Raw genomic sequence first — 22,852 nt, 5'->3', positions numbered from 1 at the left:
CTATCCATGACATTGATCAAACGCCGCAGCTTCATCAAGGGCGCTGCCTCGGTGGCCGGCCTTTCGCTGGCCGCGCCATTCATCTCGCGCAGCTATGCGCAGGGCTCCTCCGGCTCGGTCAACATCTTCGCCTGGGCTGGCTATCTGAACGACGAGATGCTCGCCGCTTTCGAAAAAGAGACCGGCATCAAGGCGAACTACACACCCTATGGCACCAATGACGAACTTCTGAACCAGCTTCGCGCCAACAATGGCGGCGGGTTCGACATCATCTGGCCGACGGTCGACCGCGTGCCCAACTATGTCGAGTTCGAGCTCGTGCAGCCCATCGACGAGAGCAAGGTCAACGTCGACAACTGCCTGCCGAGCGCCTGGAAAAACTCCGAGAACCTTGGCGCGGTGATCGACGGAAAGCGCTATCAGGTGCCCACCGACTGGGGCACGGAAGCCGTTTCCTTCGACAAGGATCAGGCGCCGCTCGAGTACGGTACGGCCTCCTATGGCGACATCTGGAAGCCGGAAATGAAGAGCAAGGCCACCGTGCGCGGCCATTCGGGGCCTCGTCGGTCTTGGCCTGTGGCTCGAAGGCGAAGGCAAGCTGCCCATGCCGATGGCGGAAGCCTTCAAGTCCGAAGAGAACATGGTCAAGATCTATGACGTGATTCTTGAGGAAGCGATTGCCCGCAAGGCCAACATCGCGCAGTTCTGGTCCAACGAGAACGAGGCGCAGGGTGCCTTCCGCGTCAATGGCTGCGCCATCGGCCAGACCTGGGATTCGACCGCAGCGGCACTCGCCAAGGAAGGCCTGCCCATCGGCTTCATCGCGCCGAAGGAAGGCGCGCTGGCATGGATGGAAGGCGTCGCAATCCCGAAGGGTGCCGAAAACCTCGACCAGGCCTATGCCTTCATCAACTGGTTCCTGACGCCGGAAGCCGGCGCCATGTACACCAACGCGACCTCGATCAACTCCACAGCCGTGGGTGCCGCCGACAAGACCTCGGACGACGCCAAGGCCTTCTTCGCCGCCGCCTATCCGGACGATGCGCTGGACAAGCTCTGGTGGTGGCCGATCCAGGAAAGCTGGTTCGTTGCCAAGCGCAACGAATACCAGGACCGCTTCCTCTCGGCCTGAGGCGCACTGAACAACGGACGACGGCGCTCGCCCCTCATCCGCCTGCCGGCACCTTCTCCCCGCATACGGGGAGAAGGAAGAAGCGGAAACCTCTATGCCCCCTTCTCCCCGCGAGCGGGGAGAAGGTGAGGATGAGGGGCAGGCGCCGATCCATGCATGGGAATGCGGGCGAGCCGCAGCGACCTGCCCGCTACCAAACACCGGGAAATACTGGGGGACCATGTCACATTCCGTAGAGCTCGAACGTGTCGGCGTCACATTCGGCACCACCCGCGCCGTGGACGACGTTTCCTTCATGGTTGAAGGCGGGGAATTCTTTTCCATTCTCGGGCCATCCGGCTGCGGCAAGACCACGCTCCTGCGTGTCATTGCCGGTTTCCTGAACCCGACCGAAGGCCGCATCCTGATCGGCGAAAAGGACATGACACCGCTCGGGCCCAACCAGCGCCCCACGGCGATGATCTTCCAGTCGCTTGCGCTCTTCCCACTGATGCCGGTTTGGGAAAACATTGCCTTCGGGCTGGAGGCGCGCGGCGTCTCCAAGGCCGAGCGCCGCAAGAAGGCCGACGAACTCCTGAAGCTGATCGCGCTTGAAGGCTTCGGCGACCGCATGCCGGGCGAGCTTTCCGGCGGCCAGCGCCAGCGCGTCGCCATTGCCCGCGCGCTTGCGGTCGAGCCGCAGGTGCTGCTTCTTGACGAACCGCTCTCCGCGCTCGACCTGAAGCTGCGCCAGCACATGCGCGCCGAGCTTCGCGCCCTGCAAAAGCGCACCGGGGTCACCTTCATCTACATCACGCACGACCAGTCGGAGGCGCTTGCCATGTCGGACCGTGTGGCGGTGATGAGCGCCGGCGTGGTGCAGCAGGTGGGCGCACCGCGCGAGCTTTACGACAATCCGGCCACGCCCTTCGTCGCCACCTTCGTTGGCGAGACAAATGCGCTCTCCTGCACGGTGAAGGGCATCGACAACGGCATCGCCACGGTGGAAACCGCCCATGGCATGCTGACCGGCCGCGCCGGCGACGGGCTTTCCGGCGGCGCGGCAGCAAAGCTTTATGTGCGGCCTGAAGCGCTGAAACCGAAAGGCGGGGCGAACCGGCTTGCCGCCACCATCGAACGCATCGATTTCGAGGGCGCTTTTGCGCTGGCGCACGGCGTTGCCGAAGACGGCACGCCGCTGGTCGCCTCCATCGCCAGCACCGAACTTGCGAGCGCTCCCGCCATCGGTGAAAAATCCGGCTTCGGTTTTGAAAGCGCAAACGCGGTGGTGCTGCCCGATGTCTGAGCTTTACAGACGCTTCGGCGGGGGGCTTGGTACGCTGTTTCTGGCGCTGGTCGGCGCGTGGCTTGCCGGCATGGTGCTCGCGCCCAATGTGATGATGATCGACTATGCGCTGCGGCCCAACCTGCCGCCGTCGCAACTCGGCGGGCCGGAGGATGTCTATTCGCTCGACAACATTCTCTATCTGGCCAATGAGGGCGTGCACCGCGCGATCTTCTTCAAGACCGTGTGGGCGAGCGCGCTGGTCGCCTTCATCACCTTTCTGGTCTGTTATCCCATGGCGTTCTGGCTTGCCCAGCACGCGACAGTGAACCAGACGGCGGTGGTGCTTCTGGCCCTCACCATTCCGTTCTGGATCAACGAGGTCTTGCGCACGCTCGCCTGGTATATCCTGCTCGCGTTTCGCGGACCGCTGAACGCCTTCCTCATGTCGCTTGGCATCATAGACGAGCCGGTGCGCTGGTATGGCGATGGCGGCGTGCTGGCCGGCATGACCTATGCCTACATCCTGTTCATGCTGTTCCCGATCTACAACGCCATCGAATCGCTCGACAAATCGCAGATCGAGGCCGCGCGCGATCTGGGCGCCTCCACCTGGCGCATTCACTGGCGCGTCGTCATCCCGCATGCCAAGGCAGGCATTGCCACGGGCTGCGTCTTCACCTTCATGCTCGCCGCCGGAAGCTATGTCGCGCCGGCGCTCCTCGGCGCGCCGGGCAGCCGCTGGTTCACCGAGATCATCTACAACTGGTTCTTCGAGGGCGGCGACTGGAACCGGGGGGCGGCCTATGCGCTGGTTCTTCTGGTTCTGTGCCTTGCAGTGGTGCTCGTCACGCTGCGCATCGCCCGTGTGAGCCTGACGGAGGTGGCGAAATGAGTGCCGTGGCTATTAACAAAAGCCAGTGCGGCCCCTCATCCGACCTTCGGGCACCTTCTCCCCGCGCACGGGGAGAAGGAAACGCGCCGAGATGCCCATTGCCTTTCCTCGCCCCGTTTACGGGGAGAGGATGCCGGCAGGCAGGTGAGGGGCAGCACCGGCCTCTCCGGCTAGCCCCGGAGGGTCGCGCATGAGTGCCGCCGACCGTATCGCCCGCGCCATGTTCGGCTTCTACATGGTGGCGTTCTTTCTCTATCTCTTCGCGCCGCTCGCGATCATGGGCATCGCCACGTTCAACACGAGCCGCTTCCCGACCGTGACACCATGGCGCGGCACGACGCTGCAATGGTTCGACGCCTTGTGGAGCGACAGCGGCATGTGGCAGTCGCTGTGGACCTCCTTCGTTGTCGCCTTCTTCGTGGTCATCACCGTACTGCCCATCGGCACGGCGGCGGCCCCTTGTCCTCACCAGCCTTCATGCGCGCGCGCGCAGCTTCATGTATGCGGTCATGGTGTCGCCGCTGCTGACGCCGGGTGTGGTCATCGGCATCGCCACGCTGGTTCTTTGGCGGCAGCTTGGCGTCGGTGGCGGTGTTTTCCTGATCGTGGTCGCGCAGGCAAGCTTCATCATCTGCTACGTGATGCTGATGATCACGGCGCGCCTCCAGCGCTTCGATCCCACACAGGAAGAGGCAGCCCTTGGCCTTGGCGCGTCGAAATTCATGGTGTTCCGCCGCGTGCTTCTGCCCTTCCTGAAACCGGCGCTCATTGCCGCCGGTTTTCTCGCGATCCTGCAATCCATCGAGAATTACAACACCACGCTCTTCGTGCGCGGTTTCGACACGCCGCTCACCGTCTATATCGCCACCAAGGTGCGCACGGGACTGACACCCGCCGTCAACGCGCTGGCGCTCATCATGATCGCGATCACGGTGTTTGGGGCCATCGCCTATGAGATTGCCCGCAGGCGCGGTGCGGCGCGGATGGCGGTGGAGTAGCGGCGCAGCTTTGCCGGCATCCTTCCTGCCGAAACATTACCGGGCCGCGCTCCATGGCGTTCTCCCAATGGGTCCCGGATAGCCCTTCGGGCTGCCGGGATGACGGCTTGCGCCAAAGCCCCCTACCGGTCGATCCTGGTCGACAGAACGATCGAGCTCATCGTTCTGTCGACGCCCTTCAGCGCGCCGATCGTGTCGATCACGGCATCAAGCTCGGCCACCGACGGCGCTTCGACGATGATGATCATGTCGTACGATCCGCTCACCGAGTGAACCGTGCGCACGGCACTCATCTTTTCCATCGCGGTGATCACATCGCCGGAAAGCTTTGGCGAAACCGTCACCAGAAGATGGGCGCGGATCTGCGCGGCATCATATTCGCCAGACAGCCTGACCATATAGCCGGCGATGGTGCCGCCGCGCTCAAGCCGCTCCAGCCGGCTTTGCGCAGTGGAACGCGAGACGCCCAGCCGCCGGGCGATTTCGGACACCGATATGCGCGCATTCTCACGCAGGAGTGCGATCACCGCCCGATCCGCTTCTGATGTCGTCATATTGACTGTTCTATTCGTTAATATGTTTGATTTCGCGAGTTAAATTACCCGAATTGATACTTCGATTCAACGCCGATCAAAGCCAGACTGAGCGCGTATCCAGACAGAATCGAAAGGGAGCGGGATGAAAGAAATCGTTGTCACGGGAGCCGGGCGCATCGGATCGGCCATTGCAGACATGCTGGTCGCCACGGGCGATTACACGGTTACCGTTGCCGACCGGTCGGAGGAGCAGCTTGCTGCCCTGTCCACCCACAAGCAGATCTCCGGTGTCGCGGTCGATCTTTCCGACACGAAGGCGCTGGCCGCCGTTCTGAAGGGCAAGTTTGCCCTGCTCAATGCCGCGCCCTATCACCTCACGGTTCCCATCGCAGAAGCCGCCGCCGAAGCGGGCGTGCACTATCTCGACCTGACCGAGGATGTGAAAAGCACGCGCCGCGTGAAGGAAATCGCCGAAACCGCCGGAACAGCCTTTATTCCGCAGTGCGGGCTGGCACCGGGCTTCATCACCATCGCCGCCAATTCGCTGGCAAAGCGTTTCGACACGCTCAACGATGTGCGCATGCGCGTTGGCGCGCTGCCGCAGTTCCCCGCCAATGCGCTCAATTACAATCTCACATGGTCGCCGGAAGGCGTCATCAACGAATATTGCGAGCCCTGCGAGGCCATTGTCGATGGCGAAATGAAGGAAGTCGCGCCGCTTGAAGGCCACGAGGAGTTCTCACTCGACGGGGTGCGCTACGAGGCGTTCAACACCTCCGGCGGACTCGGCTCCATCTGCGATTCGCTCAAGGGCCGCGTGCGCAATCTCAACTACCGCACGATCCGTTATCCGGGCCATGCCTCGATCATGAAGATGCTTCTGAACGATCTGCGCCTGAGCGAACGCCGCGATCTCCTGAAAGAGATTTTCGAGCACGCTCTGCCCACCACCATGCAGGATGTGGTGGTGATCTTCGTGACCATCACCGGCCTGAAAAACGGTCGACTGGTGCAGGAGAGCTATGCCAACAGCGTGTTTGCCGACCCGGCTGGCCCGAATGCCCGCAGCGCAATCCAGAAGACGACCGCCGCCGGCATCTGCACCGTGCTCGACCTGCTCGCCGATGGAAAACTGCCCTCAAAAGGCTTTGTCCAGCAGGAAGACATTGCGCTCGAGGATTTTCTGGCAAACCGCTTCGGCCGCACCTACCAGCCCGAAACCGGCCCCGCAGGCACAGGCCGCTTGAGGCGAAACCGGCCAGCGCGGGATTTCCCTCGCTGGCCGTACCGTTTTGAGGCCATGTGACATTGCGCGGCCGGGCTTGGCTCCATAGGGTCGCGCAATGTCAAACGACCGGCCGCTTGTCGGCATCCTTCTGATGATCGGGTTTTGCGCAGTCGCCCCTCTGGGCGATTCGATCGCAAAGCTGTTGGGTGAGACCATCCCGCTCTTCGAGCTGTTGCTGGTGCGCTTTGCCGCGCAGGTGGTTTTCCTTTTGCCGGTCGTGTGGTGGAGCGGAAAATCGCTTCTTCTGCCGCCGCGTGTCATGCGTCTCACCGTGCTGCGCACGGCTCTCCACATTGCTGGCATTGGCGCGATGTTCATGTCGCTGCGCTATCTGCCGCTGGCCGATGCGGTTGCCATCGCCTTCGTCATGCCCTTCATCATGCTGGCCTTTGGAAAGTTCTTCCTCGGCGAGGATGTGGGACCAAGGCGGCTTGCCGCCTGTTCGGTGGGCTTTATCGGCACCATGCTCGTTGTGCAGCCGAGCTTTTTGAGTGTCGGTGCGCCCGCGCTTTTGCCGCTTCTCGTGGCGGTCGCCTTCTCCGGCTACATGCTGGTGACACGGCAGATCTCGCGCGATGCCGATCCCATTGCGCTTCAGGTGGTGAGCGGCATTTATGCCATGATCGGTTTTGGCGCGCTGGCCTTCGTCAATCTCGGGCTTGACCTGCCGCAGCTGCGCATGGTGCAGCCCGATCTGCGGGAAATGCTTCTGCTTGTCGGCGCCGGTTTCTTCGGCACGTTCGGCCATCTTCTGATGACATGGTCGCTGCGCTTTGCGCCATCGGCCACGGTGGCGCCGATCCAGTATCTGGAGATCCCGTTCGCCACGGTCATTGGCTGGCTCATCTTTCGCGATCTGCCCAATGGGCTCGCTGCTCTGGGCATCGCCATCACCATGGGTGCGGGGCTCTACATCGTGCTCCGCGAGCGGGCGCTCGCCCGCCCTGTCACACCGGCTCAGCCGACGCCAGGCGTACAGCAGCCCTAGGGTGCGACAGCGCCATCTGCGTGCCTGCCCTCGAGCCTTGGCTTGATCCCTGTCAATGCGTGGCCAAGGCTGTCATTCTATCCTTTGCGGAGAAGGAAAGGATCAAGCATGACCAGCGCAGCAGACCTGGCTCCGAGCTTCCGCGCTGCACTGGGCATCGCCATCACCATGGGTGCGGGGCTCTACATCGTGTTCCGCGAGCGGGCGCTCGCCCGCCCTGTCACACCGGCTCAGCCGACGCCGGGCATACAGCAGCCCTAGGGTGCGACCGCGCCATCTGCGTGCCTTCCCTCGAGCCTTGGCTTGATCCTTGTCAATGCGTGGCCAAGGCTGTCATTCTACCCTTTGCGGAGAAGGAAAGGATCAAGCATGACCAGCGCAGCAGACCTGGCTCCGAGCTTCCGCCATGTGCGGCTTGAACTGGCCCGGGAGAAAGACCATCCGATGGGGGATCGGGAAGAGGGGTATGACCTTCTCGTCCCGCTCGACAACGAAGGTCGCCTGGATCCGGCGGAGTGGAAAAAGCATCAGGAGCATTGCCGTGTGCGCCATTTCGAGCCCGATGCGGAAGACCGGATCGGACGCCTGCGCCGCAAACCCGGCGGACAATGGTATTTCGACTACGCTGAAGGGGACCGCGACGATGAGATCGGCTTCCGCCTCGGTGAAGAGCGCTTTCGGCAGGGTGAATACATTTCCATTTCCCGCGAGGGCCAGATGCACACCTATCAGGTGAAGCTGGTTGAGCGGCCATAGGCCCGATAGCTAGAGCATTTCCGCTTCTCTCCGAGTCGCGCAAAAGCTCTATCTCTTTGTTTTTACGCAATTCCGGACGGAAAACCGGCTCCCACTTTTCCTGGAATTGCTCTAGAAGCGGAAGAAGGAATCCTGCAATGCCGAGTTGGAATACTCCACCGGCCGGCCTTCTTCATCGACCACCACGCGCTGAACCCTGAGCAGCGGAGAGGCCTTCGGGATGGACAGTGCCTCTGCCTCTTCTTCCGAGGCCGACAGAAGCGAGACGTGTTCGCGTGCAAGAAAGATCTCGCCCCCAAGCGCAGCCCGCAACATGGTGTAGAGCGAGGTTTCCGCGAGACTGGAAACATTCAGCTTCTCGGCCAGGGCAGCAGGCAGAAGCGAGGTCTGGTGGACGACGGGACGGCCCTCCAGAAGCCGCACACGGCGGATCTCGAATACCTCGGTTCCAAGCGGAAGTGAGAGCGCATGGGCTATGGAGAGCCCTGCCTCGACAGACCCCGTGGAGACGAGACGCGTTGACGGGCGAAAGCCGGCCTCGCGCGCGGCGGTGGGGAAATCCACCAGTTTTTCGCCGCTGCGCCCGATGGCGCGTTCGCGGTAGACGGTGCTGCGCCCCTGCCCCTTGGACACGAACCCGTCGCGCTGGAGCTGCTCCAGCGCCTGGCGCACGGTGCGCCGCGAAACCGAATAGGCCGTGGCCAGTGCATGTTCGGAGGGAAGCGGATCGCCATTGCGCCACAAACCGCCTGTCAGCTCACGGATGAGCCTGTTGGCGAGACGCTGATAGGCGTGATCCGCAGCCATGCCTCAGGCCGCCCTGCCGCCAATGTTTCGCACCAGCACCGCGCCGATGATGATGAGGCCTGTAAAAATGTCCTGTAGATAGTTCGGCACGCCGAGAATGGTGAGGCCATTGGCAACCACGGCGATGATTGCCGCACCCAGAAGCGTGCCGAGCGCATTGGCCTGACCATCGCGGAAGGCAGTCATGCCTAGAAAGACCGCCGCATAGGCCTGAAGCAGAAAGCCGTTGCCGCCGGTCGGATGGGCGCTGCCGAGGCGCGCGGTGAGAAGCAGGCCGGCAAGGGCGGCAAACAGCGTGCAAAGGCCAAAGGCCCACACACTGTTGGGGACGATGCGCACACCGGTGAGCCGCGCCGCCTCCCGGTTTCCGCCAATGGCCAGGATGCGACGGCCAAGCTCCGTGTGGTCGAGAATGAAGGCGGCAAGAAGCGTCGCCGCCAGCGCCCAGAGCGTGAGAACGGGAATGCCGGCGAGATAGCCGCGCCCCAGATCGCGGAAGCCCACCGGAATGTTTCCGAAAAGCGTTGCGCCATCGCTGATCCAGTAGGTGATGCCGCCGACAATCGTTCCCATGGCCAGCGTGACGATGAAGCTTGGCATGCGGTAGGTGGCAATCGCAAGCCCGCTGACGGCACCCACGGCCAAGCCTGCAAGGAGCGTGACCAGCATGACAGGCACGATGCCCCAGCCGGCGCCGAACAGCGTGACGGAAACGATGCCCGCCATGGAGACCACCGCGCCGACCGAAAGATCGAACTCCGACAGCGACATCACGAAGGTGGCGCCCAGCGCGACAATGGCAAGCAGCGACATCTGCTGGGTGATGTTGATGAGGTTCGAGCCTTTGGCAAAAGCCTCCGGCGAGAGCGCGGCAAAGAGTGCGATGATGGCCAGAAGGCCGATCAGGGTTCCGTAGCGGGCGGAAAAGCTCAAACTCGTGTCTCCGGCTTTGATGGCTGAGGCTGCGAGGCGTGGAAAGTGGCGTCGATGACGGACTGGCGCGTGACGGCGCTGTTGGGCGCGTCGAGCGTGACAGCGCCCTGTGCCATGACGACGACGCGGCTCGCAAGCATCAGGAGTTCTTCAAGATCGCTGGTGGCGAAGAGGATGGCTGCCCCCTCGCTCGCAAGGCGATTGCACAGTGCGTGGATCTCCGCCTTGGAGCGCACATCCACGCCGCGTGTCGGTTCATCGAGCAGGAAGAGTTTCAGCGACGGATCGAACCAGCGACCGATCATGATCTTCTGCTGATTGCCACCAGACAGGGTGGAAATGCGGTCACCAAGACCGCCATGTTTGACGCTGAGCCCTTCGAGCGCGGAGCGAACGCCAGCCCGCGCCCGCCGCCAGGAGACAACGGGCAGAGACGAAACGGCGCGGTGCCGTTCGATATGCGGCAGGACGGCATTGTCGAGAATGGAGTGGTGCATGACGAGACCGGTGTTGCGCCTGTCTTCGCAGACATAGGCGACGCCGGCACGCTTGCGGCTTTCGATGCCTGCAGGCGGGAGCTGCGTATCATCGAGCGCGATACCGCCCGCTGCCACGCCGCTTGCACCCCATATGGCCTTCAGGAGACTGGAGCGGCCACTGCCGACGACGCCATAGAGCCCAACGATTTCGCCGGCGCGAACCGTCAAATCGATGGGTGCGCGCACCGGGCTGACGCGAAAGCCGGACAGCTCCAGAACAGGGTCGCCCGGCGCGCGCGCATCGCCATGGCGCTCATGGCGAAAGGCCTCGCCCGCCATCAGCGCGACGATCTCGTCGCGCGACGTCTCGCAGATCTGGCCGCTGCCGACGGACTGGCCATTGCGCAGGACGGTATAGTCATCGGCCAGCGCGAAGACCTCGTCGAGCCGGTGCGACACGAAGATGATGGCGCAGCCCTGATTGGCCAGATCGCGCACGATGCGGCGCAGAACCGTCGCCTCCTCCTCGCTCAGCGAGGCGGTGGGTTCGTCGAGGATCAGCACCTGTGCATCGTCCATCAGCGCACGTAGGATTTCCACGATCTGACACTTGGCGACCGAAAGCCGACCAACCGGCACGTCGATGTCGAGATCGAGCCGGTAGCGGTCCCGCAGCGCGGCGAAGCGCGTGCGCATCGCCTTCCAGTCGACGCGGCCGAAGCGGCGCGGATAGGCCCGGCCCACATAGGCATTCTCATAGGCCGTGAAGCCCGGAACGAGATTGAGCTCCTGATGCACGGTGCGCAGCCCGGCGGTTTCGGACGCACGTGGATCTGCGGGCTGATACGCCCTGCCGGAAAGCTGCATCCTCCCGGCATCGGGCCGGTGCACGCCGGAAAGGCATTTGAGCAGGGTGGATTTTCCCGCGCCATTCTCACCCAGAAGGGCATGGACCCGGCCGGCGGCGACGTCGAGACGCACGCCATCGAGCGCCGTGACGCCGCCGAACCGTTTCGTGAGCCCTTCGATCTCAAGCATTTCTGCGGATCTTACTCGCAGTCTGCGTCGAGCGTTTCGCGGTCGACCACCTTGGCCTCCACGAAAATCTCGCGCGACGATGGCGCGCCGCCACCGAGCACCGTCTCGATTTCACCGACGGCAGCACTGGCGATGCCCGGGAAATCCTGCCGCACCGTGGCGGCGAGATTGGTGCACTGCTTGATCAGGTCGATTGCCTGCGGATTGCCATCGATGCCGGCAATCACGATGTCGGCATCGGGCATGTCGCTCTGAAGGGCAAGCAGCGCGCCGATGGCCGGCTCGTCCCACGCGGCCCACACGCCGTCGATCTTTTCGCCATGCTGGCGGATGAAGGTTTCCATCGCCTGCCGCGCATTGTCGATGGGCCCGGGCACCTGAACATAGTGCTCGGCGATGACCTCGACGGCATCATTCTTCTCAAGCGCCGCATCCAGCGCCAGTTCGCGCTGACGGACGCCAGGATGTGCGGAATGGAAGAACTTGACGATGTTGCCCTCACCGCCCAGCGCCTTGAACAGATATTCGGAAAGGATGGTGCCAAGCGCGAAATTGTCGGTGGTGATGTTGGCGGTCACGCCATCGGCGAGCGCACCGTCGAGCACGAAAACGGGAATGTTCTTGCCGGCGGCGGCGGCAACCTGATCGGCGATCTGGTTGGGATCGACGCTGACAAGCACGATGGCGTCTGCCCCGGCATTGGTGACGTCCTCGACGCGGCTTGCGAGCTGCTGGAAATCGCCGCGTGTGTCGACGACGTTCACCGTCCAGCCCCTGGCCTCGGAATCGGTCTTGAAGGTCTCGACCATCTCATTCGTGGCGACGGAACTCAAATAGGGTGTCAGGACAGCGATGTCCTCGGCATTGGCCGTGGTCACCTGGGCGAAAGCGGCCAGTGCGGCCGTGGCAAGGAGCATGCGTTTCATTGTTTCCTCCGGTCAGATTATCGAATTTGCCTGTTCCCGTGCGAAGCGGGACGCTGCGAGATAGGCCTGGTATCGGCTGTCGCAGCGCTCGGCATGGGTGGTATCGGGTGCGCGCGCGGGCGACGCATCCGTGGCAGCAGGCGAAAGCCCGGCCTTTGCCGCGATCATGCGCAATGCTCCCCGCGCTGTCATCTCCTGGCTGGCATCGGGAAAGGCGAGCTCGCGCTTCAGGACATCGGCAAGAATCTGCCGCTGCAGGGTCGTGCGCGCCGCACCGCCAATAATGGTGAGTGGCGATGGCGGCAGGCCGGCGGTTTCAAGATTGTGGCGGATGGCGAAGGCCACGCCCTCAAGCACGGCGCGTGCCATTGCGCCTTTATCATGGGTCCGGTCGAGACCGAGAAAGGCGCCGCGCACGCGCTGATCCTCGAAAGGTGCGCGCTCGCCAGAAAGGTAGGGAAGGAAGAGTGGTGCGGCGCGCGCATCCTCCGCCGTCGCAGCCGCCTTGAGCAGCGACTCCACGCCTTCTCCCGTGATTTCGGCGAGCCAGTCCATCGCCGCGCCTGCCGTCAGAAACGGCGAGATGATGATGGCGCGGTCGCGATACACCGGATCGGCAAGCGTGTATATGTCACGCGGGGGGGCGGCATCTTCGAGGTCGAGCGTGGCGGCAACCCAACCGGTGGTGCCGAGATAGGCATAGGCGCGGCCGGGCGCATCAGCGGCTGCACCCCATGTGGCGGCAGCCGCATCGCCTGCGCCATTGAACACGGGAATGCCTTCAGCCAGACCAAGCGCTGCGGCAGCTTCCGCGCGCAGTGGACCGACAATCTCATCGGCCGGGAGGATTTCGGGCAGGAACGATGCTTCAACACCGGCGGTGGCAAGCAGTTCACCATCCCAGCACCGCTCGGCAATGTTCATCAGGCCTGTGGTGGAAGCCACGGTCGGATCGATTGCGGCGCGGCCTGTCAACCTGAACGTGACGGCATCCTTCGCGCCGAAAAAGAAGCGATGTTCGCCCGGAAGACCCGGCGCGAAACGGTCGAGCCGCATGAGCTTGAAAATCGTGTGCGCGGGGTCCGGATGATTGCCGACACGCTGTGCATAATCATCCGGCAGGCGGGCTTGGAGTTCGCCAATCTCGGCCTCGCTCAGGCGACGGTCTGAATAGAGCGCGGCGGGCGCGAGCGCTTCGCCTTCCGGTGACAGAACGATCAGGTTCTGCATGGAGCCGGTGAAAACGAGCGCCGCAACATCTTTTCTGCCGGGCATGTCGGCCAGGGCGGAGACAAGTGCTGCCCACCAGTCTGCCGGGTCCTGCATCTGCGACCGGTCTGCCCCTGATGCGGTGGCGATGGACGCCGACCGGGCGGCCAGCATCGCGCCATGCTCTGAAAACAGAACGGCCTTCAGGGCCGAAGACCCGATATCAATGGCCAGAACGGTCCGGCTCAAACCAACCTCCCTTTCACGGGGTGGACGAATTCATCGTCCACCGTGTCGCCGCGCGCCTGCATTTTTGCAAGGTCCATTCCCCGTTTTCCGCGCGGTGATGCATGAGTGCGGGCCGAAAAGCCTGCCCTGTCAACATGAAGAGGCGACGCATCGCCATTTCACTTCCAGAAAGGGACAGAGGCTTCCGAAAATGCGTCAGGTCGCGCGGGTGTCGCCAGGGCTGTGGCCGCAATGGCGACGGTAGGCGGCAGAGAACCGCCCCGCATGAGCATAACCGACGCGCGCGGCCACCGCCGCGACCGGCAGACCATCCCGTTCGAGCAGAAGCCGGGCATGCTCCATTCGGCGCATGGTGAGATAATCGTGCGGAGAGAGACCCGTGAAGCGCCGCATGCCCGTGGTCAGCGTGCGCTGGGAGACATCGAGCCGTTCGCACAGCGCTGATACGGTGAGCGGCAGCGCTGACGGATCGTCAAGCAACGCCTTGAAGCGCAGTACATAGCGCGGCAGCGGGCCTGCGGCTGCGAGCGCCGAGGGCTCCGTCTCGCGGCAGGGCACATGGGCAAAGAGCGTTTCCAGAACAGCATTGACGAGCGGCATGGGCGAAAGCGCCGTGCCCTCTGCGGCCTCGATCTCCTCGGCCACCATGAGCCCGAAGAGGCGCGCCAGCCGTCGCCCGACCGGCGTGTCGAGATCGATTTCCGGCTTGAAGAAAGGTGTGCGGCGCACCGGATCGCCCGTATGGCGCTGCCAGGCACGCTCCACGAAATCGCGCTCCAGCCGCAGCATGACCTGCGTGGTGCCAGGACGCCAGTTGGAGCGCACGAAGGGACCGGGCGAAAGGATGAGCCCATGACCGGGGCGGGAGGCAACGCGGTCGCGCCCGTAATGGATATCGACCCCGCCGGAAAGCGGAAACTCCAGCATGTAGAACGTGTCGAAAATGCCGGCCTCGATCTCGATGTCGGGGCCATAGCGCAGGAGGTTGAGCGAGGCTCCCTCGCCCGCGACGGCATGGTGCCGAAAGTCGAGCGCCGCCTCGCCGGAGGGCATCAACAGGCGATGCGGCCTGTATCGCGCGCCGATGGCGGCTTCCGCCTCGGCAATCTCGAGCGAGTGCAGGCCGGGCACGCGCCCCAGCCTTTGCGATGCATCGATGAGATCCGCCACCACCATGGCTGCGAGGATAACAGGACGGTGGAACCTGTCTAGAAAAAGCTGAGCCGAGAAAGGAACAAGTCGCCTTTCATGCCGCGCCAGAGATTTTGTATTTATTCTTTTTTTTCAATACACTAATCCATTTCTGTATTCGAGACAGGTGTTTGACTTGTCCCGCCCGGCCGTGTCTCAATCGGGAAAAGCGAAAAAGGGACGTTGCGCGTATGACTGCACCCATGGAACCCAATTCCTTCCGGATTGGCCCTGATGACGAGGGCATGTATGGGATCTTCGGCGGCCGGTTCGTGGCCGAGACGCTGATGCCGCTGATCCTCGATCTGGAAAAACACTGGAACGAGGCCAAGGACGATCCGGCGTTTCGGGCGGAACTGGAACATTTGGGCCGTCATTATACGGGCCGGCCCTCGCCGCTCTATTTCGCCGAACGGCTGACAGAGCATCTGGGCGGCGCGAAGATCTACTTCAAGCGCGAGGACCTGAACCACACCGGCTCGCACAAGATCAACAATTGCCTCGGCCAGATCCTGCTTGCAAAGCGCATGGGCAAGACCCGCATCATCGCCGAGACCGGCGCCGGCCAGCATGGCGTGGCGTCGGCCACCGTGGCCGCCCGCTTCGGCCTGCCCTGCATTGTCTATATGGGCGCGACAGACGTGGAGCGGCAGAAGCCGAACGTCTTCCGCATGAACCTTCTGGGTGCCGAGGTGAAGCCGGTCTCGTCCGGTCACGGCACGCTGAAGGACGCCATGAATGAGGCGCTGCGCGACTGGGTGACCAATGTCGAGGACACCTATTATCTGATCGGCACGGCGGCAGGCCCGCATCCCTATCCCGAGCTGGTGCGCGAATTGCAATCGGTGATCGGCACGGAAGCGCGCGAGCAAATTAAGGAGCTGGAAGGCCGGCTGCCCGACGCCATCGTGGCGGCGGTAGGCGGCGGCTCCAACGCCATCGGCCTGTTCCATCCTTTCCTCGATGACCGCCAGGTGGAGATCCACGGCGTGGAGGCCGGCGGGCACGGGCTTGCGGGCGAGGAGCACTGCGCCTCCATGACGGCTGGCCGCCCCGGCGTGCTGCATGGCAACCGCACCTATCTGTTGCAGAATGATGACGGGCAGATCCTCGACGGGCATTCGGTCTCTGCCGGGCTCGACTATCCCGGTGTGGGGCCGGAGCACAGCTGGCTGAAGGATTCGGGCCGTGTGATCTATTCGCCCATTCTGGACGATGAGGCGATTGAGGCGTTCCAGATGACGACGCGGCTCGAGGGCATCATCCCGGCGCTGGAATCGGCCCATGCGATTGCCCATGCGATCAAGCTCGCGCCGACCATGGGCAGGGACCAGATCATGATCGTCAATTTCTCCGGGCGCGGGGACAAGGACGTCCACACCGTCGGAAAGATGCTCGGCATGGAGATGTGAACCACATCGCCCGTCTGAAGCCCGTTGTTGAAGAGAGTATCCGCATGACCACCCGCATTGACCGCCGCTTCGCGCGGCTGAAGGAAGAAAACCGCCCGGCACTCGTGACCTATTTCATGGGCGGCGATCCGGACTATGAGACGTCGCTCTCGATCATGAAGGCGCTGCCTGCGGCGGGCAGCGACGTGATCGAGCTGGGCATGCCCTTCTCCGACCCCATGGCCGATGGCCCGGCCATCCAGGCTGCGGGACTGCGCGCGCTCAAAAGCGGGCAGACGCTGGCGAAGACGCTGCAGATGGCGCGCGACTTTCGCAAAGGTGACGATGACACGCCCATCGTGATGATGGGTTATTACAACCCGATCTACATCTATGGCGTGGAGCGCTTCCTCACCGATGCGAAGGACGCCGGCATTGACGGGCTCATCATCGTCGACCTGCCGCCGGAGATGGATGAGGAACTCTGCGTTCCGGCGATCCAGGCAGGGCTGAACTTCATTCGCCTTGCCACGCCGACGACGGATGAAGAGCGGCTGCCGAAGGTTCTGGAGAACACATCGGGCTTTGTCTATTACGTGTCGATGACGGGTGTGACGGGCTCGGCGCTGCCGGACACGAACAATGTTTCAGAGGCAGTGTCGCGCATCAAGGAGCACACGGATCTGCCCATCTGCGTGGGCTTCGGTGTCAAGACGGCGCGTCAGGCCAGGGCGATTGGCGAGGCGGCGGATGGCGTTGTTGTCGGCAGTGCCATCGTGGCGGCGATCGCGCAGTGCTACGACGATAACGGCAAGCGGATCGAAGATCCCGCCGAAGCCGTGGCAACCCTTGTGAAGGGGCTGGCGGACGGGGTGCGGTCACGGCAGATGGCTTAACGCTTTCTCCGAACTGATGCCTTGGCCGGGATGAGCGGCGCAAATAAGATCGCGGCGAACACCCTGCCAAGGAGCATCCCATGATCGCCTGGTCGATCTTCATACCGGCCTGCTTTGCGCTGAACTGTGCGCCCGGTCCCAACAACATGCTGGCCTTTTCCAATGCCGCGCGGCTGGGCCTCGTGCCTGCCCTTCTGGGCGGGCTCGGGCGCATGCCGGCCTTCATGCTTTTGATCGGGATCACCATCGTGGGTCTCGGCGCGGTGCTCGCCGCTTCGGCCACTGCCTTCCTCGTCATCAAGATGCTGGGCGCGGCCTATCTCGTCTATGTCGGCATCCAGTTCTGGCGAAAGGCACGGGAGCTGGCGGCTGCCCGCTCGCTCGATTCCGCCATCGGCACGCTGATGCGCCGCGATTTTGTCATTGCCATCAGCAATCCGAAGGCAATCGCGGTTTTCACCGCCTTCTTCCCGCAATTCATCGATGCATCACAGCCGGCCTGGAGCCAGCTTGCGGCCATGGGCGGTGTCTTTCTGGCACTTGAGGTGGCGGCAGTGGCGCTTTATGTGAGCGGCGGCGTTTTGCTTGGGAAGATGCTCAAATCCGAGCGCATCTTCGTTCATCTCAACCGACTGGTGGGTGCGGTTCTGATCGCTTCGGGTGGAACCATGGCGCTTTCACGCGGTTGAAGAAGAATGCTGCGGATTGCCGCAGCGCAGGGCCTTCACTTCGCGCCTGCAACATGTTCTATTCCGGCCTGTCTTTTCCGGCCCACCCTCCCGGCAGCCGGAGTTCAAAATTTCAGGATCGATGCCGCCCGACTAAAATCGGGACGTGCCTTGTTTGTGCCAGAGGATTAGCCATGACCGTGAGAAAAGTTCCCAACGTTACCTTCCGCACGCGCGTTCGCGACGAGTCGATCGAGGGACCGAACCCGTTCCGCTGGGAAGAAAAGACCACTGCCGATTTCTTCGGTGGCAAGCGCGTGGTTCTGTTCTCCCTGCCGGGCGCCTTCACCCCCACCTGCTCGACCTACCAGCTCCCCGATTTCGAGAAGCTCTTCCCCGAGTTTCAGGCCGAGGGTATTGATGAAATCTACTGCATCTCCGTCAACGATGCTTTCGTGATGAACGCCTGGGGCAAGGCGCAGGGGCTGAAGAACGTCAAGCTCATTCCCGATGGCTCGGGCGAGTTCACCCGTAAGATGGGCATGCTGGTCGCCAAGGACAATCTCGGCTTCGGCATGCGCTCCTGGCGTTATGCTGCCGTGGTCAACGACGGCAAGATCGAAATGTGGTTCGAGGAGGAAGGCTTCTCCGACAATTGCGAAACCGATCCCTATGGCGTGTCTTCGCCGCAGAACGTTCTGGAAGCACTGAAGAAGGGCGAGGCGCAGGCCGCCTGATCTTCTAAAGGTTGATTTGAAAGGCCCGGAAGGCATCGCCCTCCGGGCCTTTTTCTTACTCGGCGGCCTGATCGATCAGAGACGGCCATTTCCCGTGTAGACCAGCGCCGCGTCCCTCGATCTCGAAACCGTGCGAGCCGAAGAAATCACGCTGGCCCTGAATGAGATTCGCCGTACCACGCGCCTGCCTGTAGCTGTCGAAATAGGCAAGTGAAGACGACAGGCAGATGAGCGGCAGTTCGCCAAGCGCACCGGCGGAGACCACGCGGCGCAGCGCGGGGCTGGCCTCCTTCATCAGGATGGCGAAATCCGGAACCATCAGGAGATTGCTGGCCACATCGCCGGCAAAGGCGCTCGCCATCTGATCGAGGAAACGAGAGCGGATGATGCAGCCGGCGCGCCAGATCCTCGCGATCGTGGCAAGCTTGAGTCCCCAGCCCTGCTCTTCGGACGCGCTGGCTATGACTGAAAATCCCTGCGTGTAGGAAACGATCTTGCCGGCAAGCAATGCCTGCTCCAGATCATCGATGGAGATATCCACCTTGCCCTGGCGCCTGCCATAAAGCGCTTCGGCCGCAATGCGCTCCTGCTTGCGCGAGGAGATGGAGCGGGCCGCAACCGCACCCTCGATGGCCGTTGCCGGAACGCCGAGCTTTTGCGCAGCGATGGCCGACCAGACGCCGGTGCCCTTCTGCCCTGCCCTGTCGAGGATCATGTCCACAAGCGGTTTGCCGCTCTCGTCGTCGACGGCTTCGAGCACATGGCCCGTAATCTCGATCAGATAGGAGTTGAGCGGGCCTTCATTCCAGCGCCTGAAAACTTCGGCGCAGGCGGCAGCGTCCATGCCAAGCCCGTCGCGCATCACGCCATAGACCTCGGCGATCATCTGCATGTCGCCATATTCTATGCCGTTGTGGATCGTCTTGACAAAATGGCCGGCCCCGCCTTCGCCCAGCCAGGCAATGCAGGGCTCGCCCCTGAACTTTGCGGCGATGGAGGTGAGCACGGCTTCCGCATCGTGCCACTGCGCCTTTGAGCCGCCGACCATGATCGATGGGCCGTGGCGCGCACCTTCCGCGCCACCGGAAACGCCCACGCCGAGATAGCCGATGCCCTTGGGCTTCAGGTAATCGAAACGGCGCTGCGTATCGCTGAAGAGCGAGTTGCCACATTCGAGGATGGCGTCGCCCTCATCGAGCAATGGCAGAAGCTGCTCGATCATGTCGTCGACCGGCTTGCCGGCCTTGACCATGATGATGATGGAACGCGGCTTCTTCACCGCCTGCACGAAAGCCCCGAGATCCGCTTCCGGCAGAACCCGCTCGGCCAGACCTTCGGCACGCGCGGCCTCGACAAAAGCATCGATCCTGGGGGTGGAGCGGTTGTTGACGGCGACCGTGTGGCCTTTTTCAGCGATGTTCAGGGCAAGGTTTGCCCCCATCACGCCAAGGCCGATCAGTCCGATATCCGCTTTCGACATATTGCAGGTCTCCGGTTCGTAAAAAATACGAGGCGGCACTATGCACCAGTCCGACGACCGATGCATCATAGCCAGGTGGAGAGCGGTAACGCCTCAGCCGGCCAGATGCACCTCGACATGCGCATCGGTCAGAGCTTTTTCAAGAAGGCCCGTGGGCTGCTCGTTGGTTATGATGGCCGTGAGGGCTGAAAGCGGCTCGACGGTCGCCACGAGATTGACGTCGAATTTCGAATGGTCGACCAGAAGATAACTCTCGTGGGACTGGCGGATCATCGCGCGCTTGACGCCGACAGCAAGCCGGTTGGCTTCTGTTATGCCATTGGCCGTGAGCCCGCTCGCGCCGATGAAGGCGCGGTTGGCATTGTGGCGAGCGATGAAATCAATGGTCTCCGCACCATAGATCCCCACCTCGCGCGCCATGAAGTCGCCGGGGCAGATAACCACCTGGATAGTTTCATTCTGGGCCAGCGCCGAGGCCACGGCAACGCTGTTTGTCAGAACCGTGAGATCGTGCGCCATGGCTGCCAGATTGAGCGCGAACTGATGCGTGGTGGAGCCGGCATCGATCATCAGGACTTCGCCGGGCCGCACGAGGGCGGCTGCACACGCGGCAATCTGGACCCGCTCCTCGATACGCGCCTGATCGCGCTCGCCGAAGGGCGGTTGCGCGCCCATGGGCGCTGCCGAAGCACCACCATAGGCGCGACGGATCAACCCTTCCTGGCTGAGCGCCTCGACATCACGGCGAACCGTCTCGGTGGAAACACCGAACCGCGCGGCCAGCTCTGACGTGCGCACATGGGGATGATGCTGAAGTTCAAGAATGATCTGTTCGCGGCGCGCGGTTTTTCTCAGACGCGTCATTGGCCCCCTCTGGCATCCCCTTTGGCACAAAGTATGGCATCCGCGACTTCAGCGAACCCCGCTCCGCCCGCCTTTTGCGTAATCCATTTTGGCGGTGTCACGGTGTCTTCGAAGAAATCGGCGAAATTGGCAACACCTATACTGTTCTGAAAGAAGCCAAACATGGGCGCATCGTTGGGGGAATCGCCGACAAAAATCACGTTCCGGTCCGCTTTTTCCAGGTCGAGGCCGTATCGTTCGGAGAACAGGCGGCGCGTCATGGCCAGTTTGTCGTACCGGCCGAACCATCCATTGACATGAATGGATGACACCTTTGCGACAGCACCCGCCGCCTCGAAGCAGTGGACGATGCGCGCAATCTCCGCATCGTTCAACCGGGGCCCGTCTTCGGCGAAATCGATGGCGAGATCGGCTTCGCGAAACGTCTGGTCGGCGGAGAGCCGGGCGCCTGGCACCGAAGCCAGTATCGTTTTGGCCAGACGGTCGAGGCGCTGGCGCCCTTCGCGGCGCTCTTCGGCCGACTGGGCGAACTCCCGGATCATGCCCCCCTGCCGCGAACACGCGAAATAGAAGGCGCCGTTTTCGCCCACCACGGCCTCGACAGGCCACAACCGGGCGATCAGGTCACACCAGCCCGCGGGACGGCCGGTAACCGGAATGACGACGATGCCTGCCTGATGCAGCCGTTCCAGTGCCTGATAGGCAAGACCGGGCAAACGACCGGACGTGGTCAGCGTGTCATCGATATCAGTGAGCACGAAATCGATGTCTGCCAGTCTGTCCGCGCACATCTCCTCGAACGGCCGAGGCGCCGTTGCCTCTGCCGGAACACGGTTCGCCGTCATGTTTGCTGTCACCTCTTCCTCCCCCTCTGCGAGCGATATGCCAAGCTTGTAACCCTGTTTGGGGTCCATTTCGAGGGCATTCCAAATTTTTAATATTTGAATATTGCAAACTACCACAAAAATTCGATACGCTTTCATCAAATGGGTGCCATCGCGCGCGCCCTTTTTGGGAGAAGCGGGCGCAAACCCGCACAGGAGGAGGAAGTTCATGTCCATTCTGACCGATACCCGCCTTGCCGGAGGCGCCGCAGCGGCCCTTTTCGGCGTTTCCGCACTGCTGGCAGGCACCGCTGCGCAGGCGCAGGACTGCCCCAATCGTGGCCAACTGGATGCCATGTATTGCGATGCCGACGGCGATCTGGTGGCAGACGCGCCCAGCGACCCGTCAAAGCTTTCCAACCCCGACACACTGGTTTTCGCCTACACGCCGGTGGAGGACCCCGCGATTTATGAAGACATCTGGGAGCCTTTCATCGAGCACCTGGAAGAGGTGACGGGCAAGGACGTGCAGTTCTTCGCCGTGCAATCGAACTCCGCCGAGGTCGAGGCGATGCGCAGCGGTCGCCTGCACATTGCCGGCTTCTCGACCGGTCCGACACCCTTTGCCGTCAATCTTGCCGGTGCGGTTCCCTTTGCGATCATGGGATCGGAAGACGGCAATTTCGGCTACAAGCTGCAGGTCTACACGCGCAAGGATTCCGGCATCAACGAGATGGCGGATCTGAAGGGCAAGCGCATCGCGCACACCTCACCGACCTCCAATTCGGGCAATCTCGCACCGCGCGCGCTTTTTCCCGGGCTCGGCGTGACGCCCGAGCAGGACTATGAAGTTGTCTATTCCGGCTCGCACGACCAGTCGATGCTCGGCGTGGTGGCCGGTGACTATGACGCCGCGCCGGTGGCATCCGAGGTGGTGGACCGCATGGCCGAGCGCGATCTCTACGATCCCGAAGAGGTGAAGATCGTCTGGGAATCCGACCCGTTCCCGACCACGTCCTACACCTATGCGCACGACCTTGACCCGGCGCTGGTGGAAAAGATCAAGGAAGCGTTCTTCTCATTCGACTTTGCCGGAACGGCCCTCGGCGAGGAGTTTTCGGGCGTCAGCAAGTTCGTGCCTGTCACCTATCAGAAGGACTGGGCGGTGATCCGCGAGATCCAGAAGGCGAACGGCGTGGAGTACACGCCGCAGGGTCTGGCGAAAGAGTGATCCTCCAGCGGGCGCGAGATACCGGGGCTCGGTCTCGCGCCCGATTTTTCCGATCACTCAGTGAAATTCGGA

Annotated in this window: 20 protein-coding genes and 3 pseudogenes; 13 read left to right on the top strand and 10 right to left on the bottom strand. The window is 62.7% G+C overall.

The window, feature by feature from the left end; all coding sequences use genetic code 11:
* Positions 1-6: 6 nt before the first annotated feature.
* From AB2N04_RS00635 to AB2N04_RS00620, 4 genes and pseudogenes are all read left to right on the top strand, one after another.
* A pseudogene (locus tag AB2N04_RS00635) lies at positions 7-1,132 on the top strand (extracellular solute-binding protein).
* 220 nt (positions 1,133-1,352) lie between these two features.
* Entirely contained in the window at positions 1,353-2,417 is a 1,065-nt protein-coding gene (locus AB2N04_RS00630; RefSeq protein WP_367714450.1) for an ABC transporter ATP-binding protein, read from the top strand.
* Positions 2,410-3,291, top strand: a complete 882-nt coding sequence (locus AB2N04_RS00625; protein ID WP_367714437.1) for an ABC transporter permease — start codon at positions 2,410-2,412, stop codon at positions 3,289-3,291. The genes AB2N04_RS00630 and AB2N04_RS00625 overlap by 8 nt, the downstream gene beginning before the upstream one ends.
* Positions 3,292-3,481: 190 nt before the next feature.
* Positions 3,482-4,289, top strand: a pseudogene (locus AB2N04_RS00620) (ABC transporter permease).
* 122 nt (positions 4,290-4,411) lie between these two features.
* Here the strand turns inward: AB2N04_RS00620 and AB2N04_RS00615 are convergent.
* Positions 4,412-4,843 carry an Lrp/AsnC family transcriptional regulator gene (locus AB2N04_RS00615; protein WP_367714436.1) on the bottom strand — a complete coding sequence of 144 codons (432 nt, stop codon included), beginning with the start codon at positions 4,841-4,843 and terminating at the stop codon, positions 4,412-4,414.
* Positions 4,844-4,967: 124 nt separating this feature from the next.
* Between AB2N04_RS00615 and AB2N04_RS00610 the strand changes: the two are divergent.
* The 4 genes and pseudogenes from AB2N04_RS00610 to AB2N04_RS00595 all read left to right on the top strand — a co-directional run.
* Positions 4,968-6,035, top strand: a pseudogene (locus AB2N04_RS00610) (saccharopine dehydrogenase NADP-binding domain-containing protein); the annotation flags it as partial.
* 133 nt (positions 6,036-6,168) lie between these two features.
* Entirely contained in the window at positions 6,169-7,101 is a 933-nt protein-coding gene (locus tag AB2N04_RS00605) for a DMT family transporter (protein ID WP_367714435.1), read from the top strand.
* 108 nt (positions 7,102-7,209) lie between these two features.
* The gene (locus tag AB2N04_RS00600; RefSeq protein WP_367714434.1) at positions 7,210-7,362 is read left to right on the top strand and encodes a hypothetical protein; all 153 of its coding nucleotides are present in this window, start codon (positions 7,210-7,212) and stop codon (positions 7,360-7,362) included.
* Positions 7,363-7,470: 108 nt separating this feature from the next.
* Entirely contained in the window at positions 7,471-7,857 is a 387-nt protein-coding gene (locus tag AB2N04_RS00595; RefSeq protein WP_367714433.1) for a hypothetical protein, read from the top strand.
* A 111-nt stretch (positions 7,858-7,968) separates the two neighbouring features.
* Here the strand turns inward: AB2N04_RS00595 and AB2N04_RS00590 are convergent, their stop codons facing one another.
* From AB2N04_RS00590 to AB2N04_RS00565, 6 genes are all read right to left on the bottom strand, one after another.
* A complete protein-coding gene (locus AB2N04_RS00590) occupies positions 7,969-8,664 on the bottom strand; it encodes a GntR family transcriptional regulator (protein WP_367714432.1) in 696 nt (231 codons plus the stop codon).
* A 3-nt stretch (positions 8,665-8,667) separates the two neighbouring features.
* Complete coding sequence (locus AB2N04_RS00585; protein ID WP_367714431.1) at positions 8,668-9,597, bottom strand: ABC transporter permease; 930 nt, start codon at positions 9,595-9,597, stop codon at positions 8,668-8,670.
* Positions 9,594-11,114 (bottom strand): sugar ABC transporter ATP-binding protein, encoded by a 1,521-nt coding sequence (locus AB2N04_RS00580; protein ID WP_367714430.1) that lies wholly within the window; start codon positions 11,112-11,114, stop codon positions 9,594-9,596. Before AB2N04_RS00580 ends, AB2N04_RS00585 begins: the two co-directional genes overlap by 4 nt.
* 11 nt (positions 11,115-11,125) lie before the next feature.
* On the bottom strand, positions 11,126-12,040 hold the full coding sequence (locus tag AB2N04_RS00575; RefSeq protein ID WP_367714429.1) for a sugar ABC transporter substrate-binding protein: 915 nt from the start codon (positions 12,038-12,040) through the stop codon (positions 11,126-11,128).
* 12 nt (positions 12,041-12,052) lie between these two features.
* Positions 12,053-13,498 (bottom strand): FGGY family carbohydrate kinase, encoded by a 1,446-nt coding sequence (locus AB2N04_RS00570; RefSeq protein ID WP_367714428.1) that lies wholly within the window; start codon positions 13,496-13,498, stop codon positions 12,053-12,055.
* 195 nt (positions 13,499-13,693) lie between these two features.
* The gene (locus AB2N04_RS00565; RefSeq protein ID WP_367714427.1) at positions 13,694-14,674 is read right to left on the bottom strand and encodes an AraC family transcriptional regulator; all 981 of its coding nucleotides are present in this window, start codon (positions 14,672-14,674) and stop codon (positions 13,694-13,696) included.
* A gap of 206 nt (positions 14,675-14,880) precedes the next feature.
* Between AB2N04_RS00565 and trpB the strand changes: the two genes are divergently transcribed.
* The 4 genes from trpB to AB2N04_RS00545 all read left to right on the top strand — a co-directional run bounded on the left by trpB (position 14,881) and on the right by AB2N04_RS00545 (position 18,381).
* Positions 14,881-16,101 (top strand): tryptophan synthase subunit beta, encoded by a 1,221-nt coding sequence (gene trpB / locus AB2N04_RS00560; RefSeq protein WP_367714426.1) that lies wholly within the window; start codon positions 14,881-14,883, stop codon positions 16,099-16,101.
* A gap of 44 nt (positions 16,102-16,145) precedes the next feature.
* A complete protein-coding gene (trpA, locus tag AB2N04_RS00555) occupies positions 16,146-16,976 on the top strand; it encodes a tryptophan synthase subunit alpha (RefSeq protein ID WP_367714425.1) in 831 nt (276 codons plus the stop codon).
* Between the two features lie 80 nt (positions 16,977-17,056).
* Positions 17,057-17,665 (top strand): LysE family translocator, encoded by a 609-nt coding sequence (locus tag AB2N04_RS00550; protein WP_367714424.1) that lies wholly within the window; start codon positions 17,057-17,059, stop codon positions 17,663-17,665.
* Between the two features lie 173 nt (positions 17,666-17,838).
* Positions 17,839-18,381, top strand: coding sequence for a peroxiredoxin (locus AB2N04_RS00545; protein WP_367714423.1), 543 nt, complete (start codon positions 17,839-17,841; stop codon positions 18,379-18,381).
* Between the two features lie 55 nt (positions 18,382-18,436).
* Here AB2N04_RS00545 and gndA read toward each other — a convergent pair whose 3' ends face one another.
* The 3 genes from gndA to AB2N04_RS00530 all read right to left on the bottom strand — a co-directional run bounded on the left by gndA (position 18,437) and on the right by AB2N04_RS00530 (position 21,516).
* Positions 18,437-19,861, bottom strand: coding sequence for an NADP-dependent phosphogluconate dehydrogenase (gndA, locus tag AB2N04_RS00540; protein ID WP_367714422.1), 1,425 nt, complete (start codon positions 19,859-19,861; stop codon positions 18,437-18,439).
* 93 nt (positions 19,862-19,954) lie between these two features.
* On the bottom strand, positions 19,955-20,725 hold the full coding sequence (locus AB2N04_RS00535) for a DeoR/GlpR family DNA-binding transcription regulator (RefSeq protein WP_367714421.1): 771 nt from the start codon (positions 20,723-20,725) through the stop codon (positions 19,955-19,957).
* Positions 20,722-21,516: an HAD-IIB family hydrolase gene (locus tag AB2N04_RS00530; RefSeq protein WP_367714449.1), complete on the bottom strand. Its 795-nt coding sequence runs from the start codon at positions 21,514-21,516 to the stop codon at positions 20,722-20,724. Before AB2N04_RS00530 ends, AB2N04_RS00535 begins: the two co-directional genes overlap by 4 nt.
* 262 nt (positions 21,517-21,778) lie before the next feature.
* Here AB2N04_RS00530 and phnD point away from each other — a divergent pair, with 262 nt between their 5' ends.
* The gene (phnD, locus tag AB2N04_RS00525) at positions 21,779-22,780 is read left to right on the top strand and encodes a phosphate/phosphite/phosphonate ABC transporter substrate-binding protein (protein WP_367714420.1); all 1,002 of its coding nucleotides are present in this window, start codon (positions 21,779-21,781) and stop codon (positions 22,778-22,780) included.
* The last annotated feature ends 72 nt before the right edge of the window (positions 22,781-22,852 follow it).

This window comes from Nitratireductor sp. GISD-1A_MAKvit (assembly GCF_040819555.1).
Lineage (GTDB): Bacteria > Pseudomonadota > Alphaproteobacteria > Rhizobiales > Rhizobiaceae > Nitratireductor.
Note: the sequence above shows the minus strand (reverse complement) of the source record. Positions and strands in the feature narration are given on the sequence as shown.

What these genes read in the sequence shown, in the direction of transcription:
- AB2N04_RS00630 (WP_367714450.1), top strand. Translation starts at nt 1,353, where the DNA reads ATGTCACATTCCGTAGAGCTCGAACGTGTCGGCGTCACATTCGGCACC.
- AB2N04_RS00625 (WP_367714437.1), top strand. Translation starts at nt 2,410, where the DNA reads ATGTCTGAGCTTTACAGACGCTTCGGCGGGGGGCTTGGTACGCTGTTT.
- AB2N04_RS00615 (WP_367714436.1), bottom strand. Translation starts at nt 4,843, where the DNA reads ATGACGACATCAGAAGCGGATCGGGCGGTGATCGCACTCCTGCGTGAG.
- AB2N04_RS00605 (WP_367714435.1), top strand. Translation starts at nt 6,169, where the DNA reads ATGTCAAACGACCGGCCGCTTGTCGGCATCCTTCTGATGATCGGGTTT.
- AB2N04_RS00600 (WP_367714434.1), top strand. Translation starts at nt 7,210, where the DNA reads ATGACCAGCGCAGCAGACCTGGCTCCGAGCTTCCGCGCTGCACTGGGC.
- AB2N04_RS00595 (WP_367714433.1), top strand. Translation starts at nt 7,471, where the DNA reads ATGACCAGCGCAGCAGACCTGGCTCCGAGCTTCCGCCATGTGCGGCTT.
- AB2N04_RS00590 (WP_367714432.1), bottom strand. Translation starts at nt 8,664, where the DNA reads ATGGCTGCGGATCACGCCTATCAGCGTCTCGCCAACAGGCTCATCCGT.
- AB2N04_RS00580 (WP_367714430.1), bottom strand. Translation starts at nt 11,114, where the DNA reads ATGCTTGAGATCGAAGGGCTCACGAAACGGTTCGGCGGCGTCACGGCG.
- AB2N04_RS00575 (WP_367714429.1), bottom strand. Translation starts at nt 12,040, where the DNA reads ATGAAACGCATGCTCCTTGCCACGGCCGCACTGGCCGCTTTCGCCCAG.
- AB2N04_RS00565 (WP_367714427.1), bottom strand. Translation starts at nt 14,674, where the DNA reads ATGGTGGTGGCGGATCTCATCGATGCATCGCAAAGGCTGGGGCGCGTG.
- trpB (WP_367714426.1), top strand. Translation starts at nt 14,881, where the DNA reads ATGACTGCACCCATGGAACCCAATTCCTTCCGGATTGGCCCTGATGAC.
- trpA (WP_367714425.1), top strand. Translation starts at nt 16,146, where the DNA reads ATGACCACCCGCATTGACCGCCGCTTCGCGCGGCTGAAGGAAGAAAAC.
- AB2N04_RS00550 (WP_367714424.1), top strand. Translation starts at nt 17,057, where the DNA reads ATGATCGCCTGGTCGATCTTCATACCGGCCTGCTTTGCGCTGAACTGT.
- AB2N04_RS00545 (WP_367714423.1), top strand. Translation starts at nt 17,839, where the DNA reads ATGACCGTGAGAAAAGTTCCCAACGTTACCTTCCGCACGCGCGTTCGC.
- gndA (WP_367714422.1), bottom strand. Translation starts at nt 19,861, where the DNA reads ATGTCGAAAGCGGATATCGGACTGATCGGCCTTGGCGTGATGGGGGCA.
- AB2N04_RS00535 (WP_367714421.1), bottom strand. Translation starts at nt 20,725, where the DNA reads ATGACGCGTCTGAGAAAAACCGCGCGCCGCGAACAGATCATTCTTGAA.
- AB2N04_RS00530 (WP_367714449.1), bottom strand. Translation starts at nt 21,516, where the DNA reads ATGTGCGCGGACAGACTGGCAGACATCGATTTCGTGCTCACTGATATC.
- phnD (WP_367714420.1), top strand. Translation starts at nt 21,779, where the DNA reads ATGTCCATTCTGACCGATACCCGCCTTGCCGGAGGCGCCGCAGCGGCC.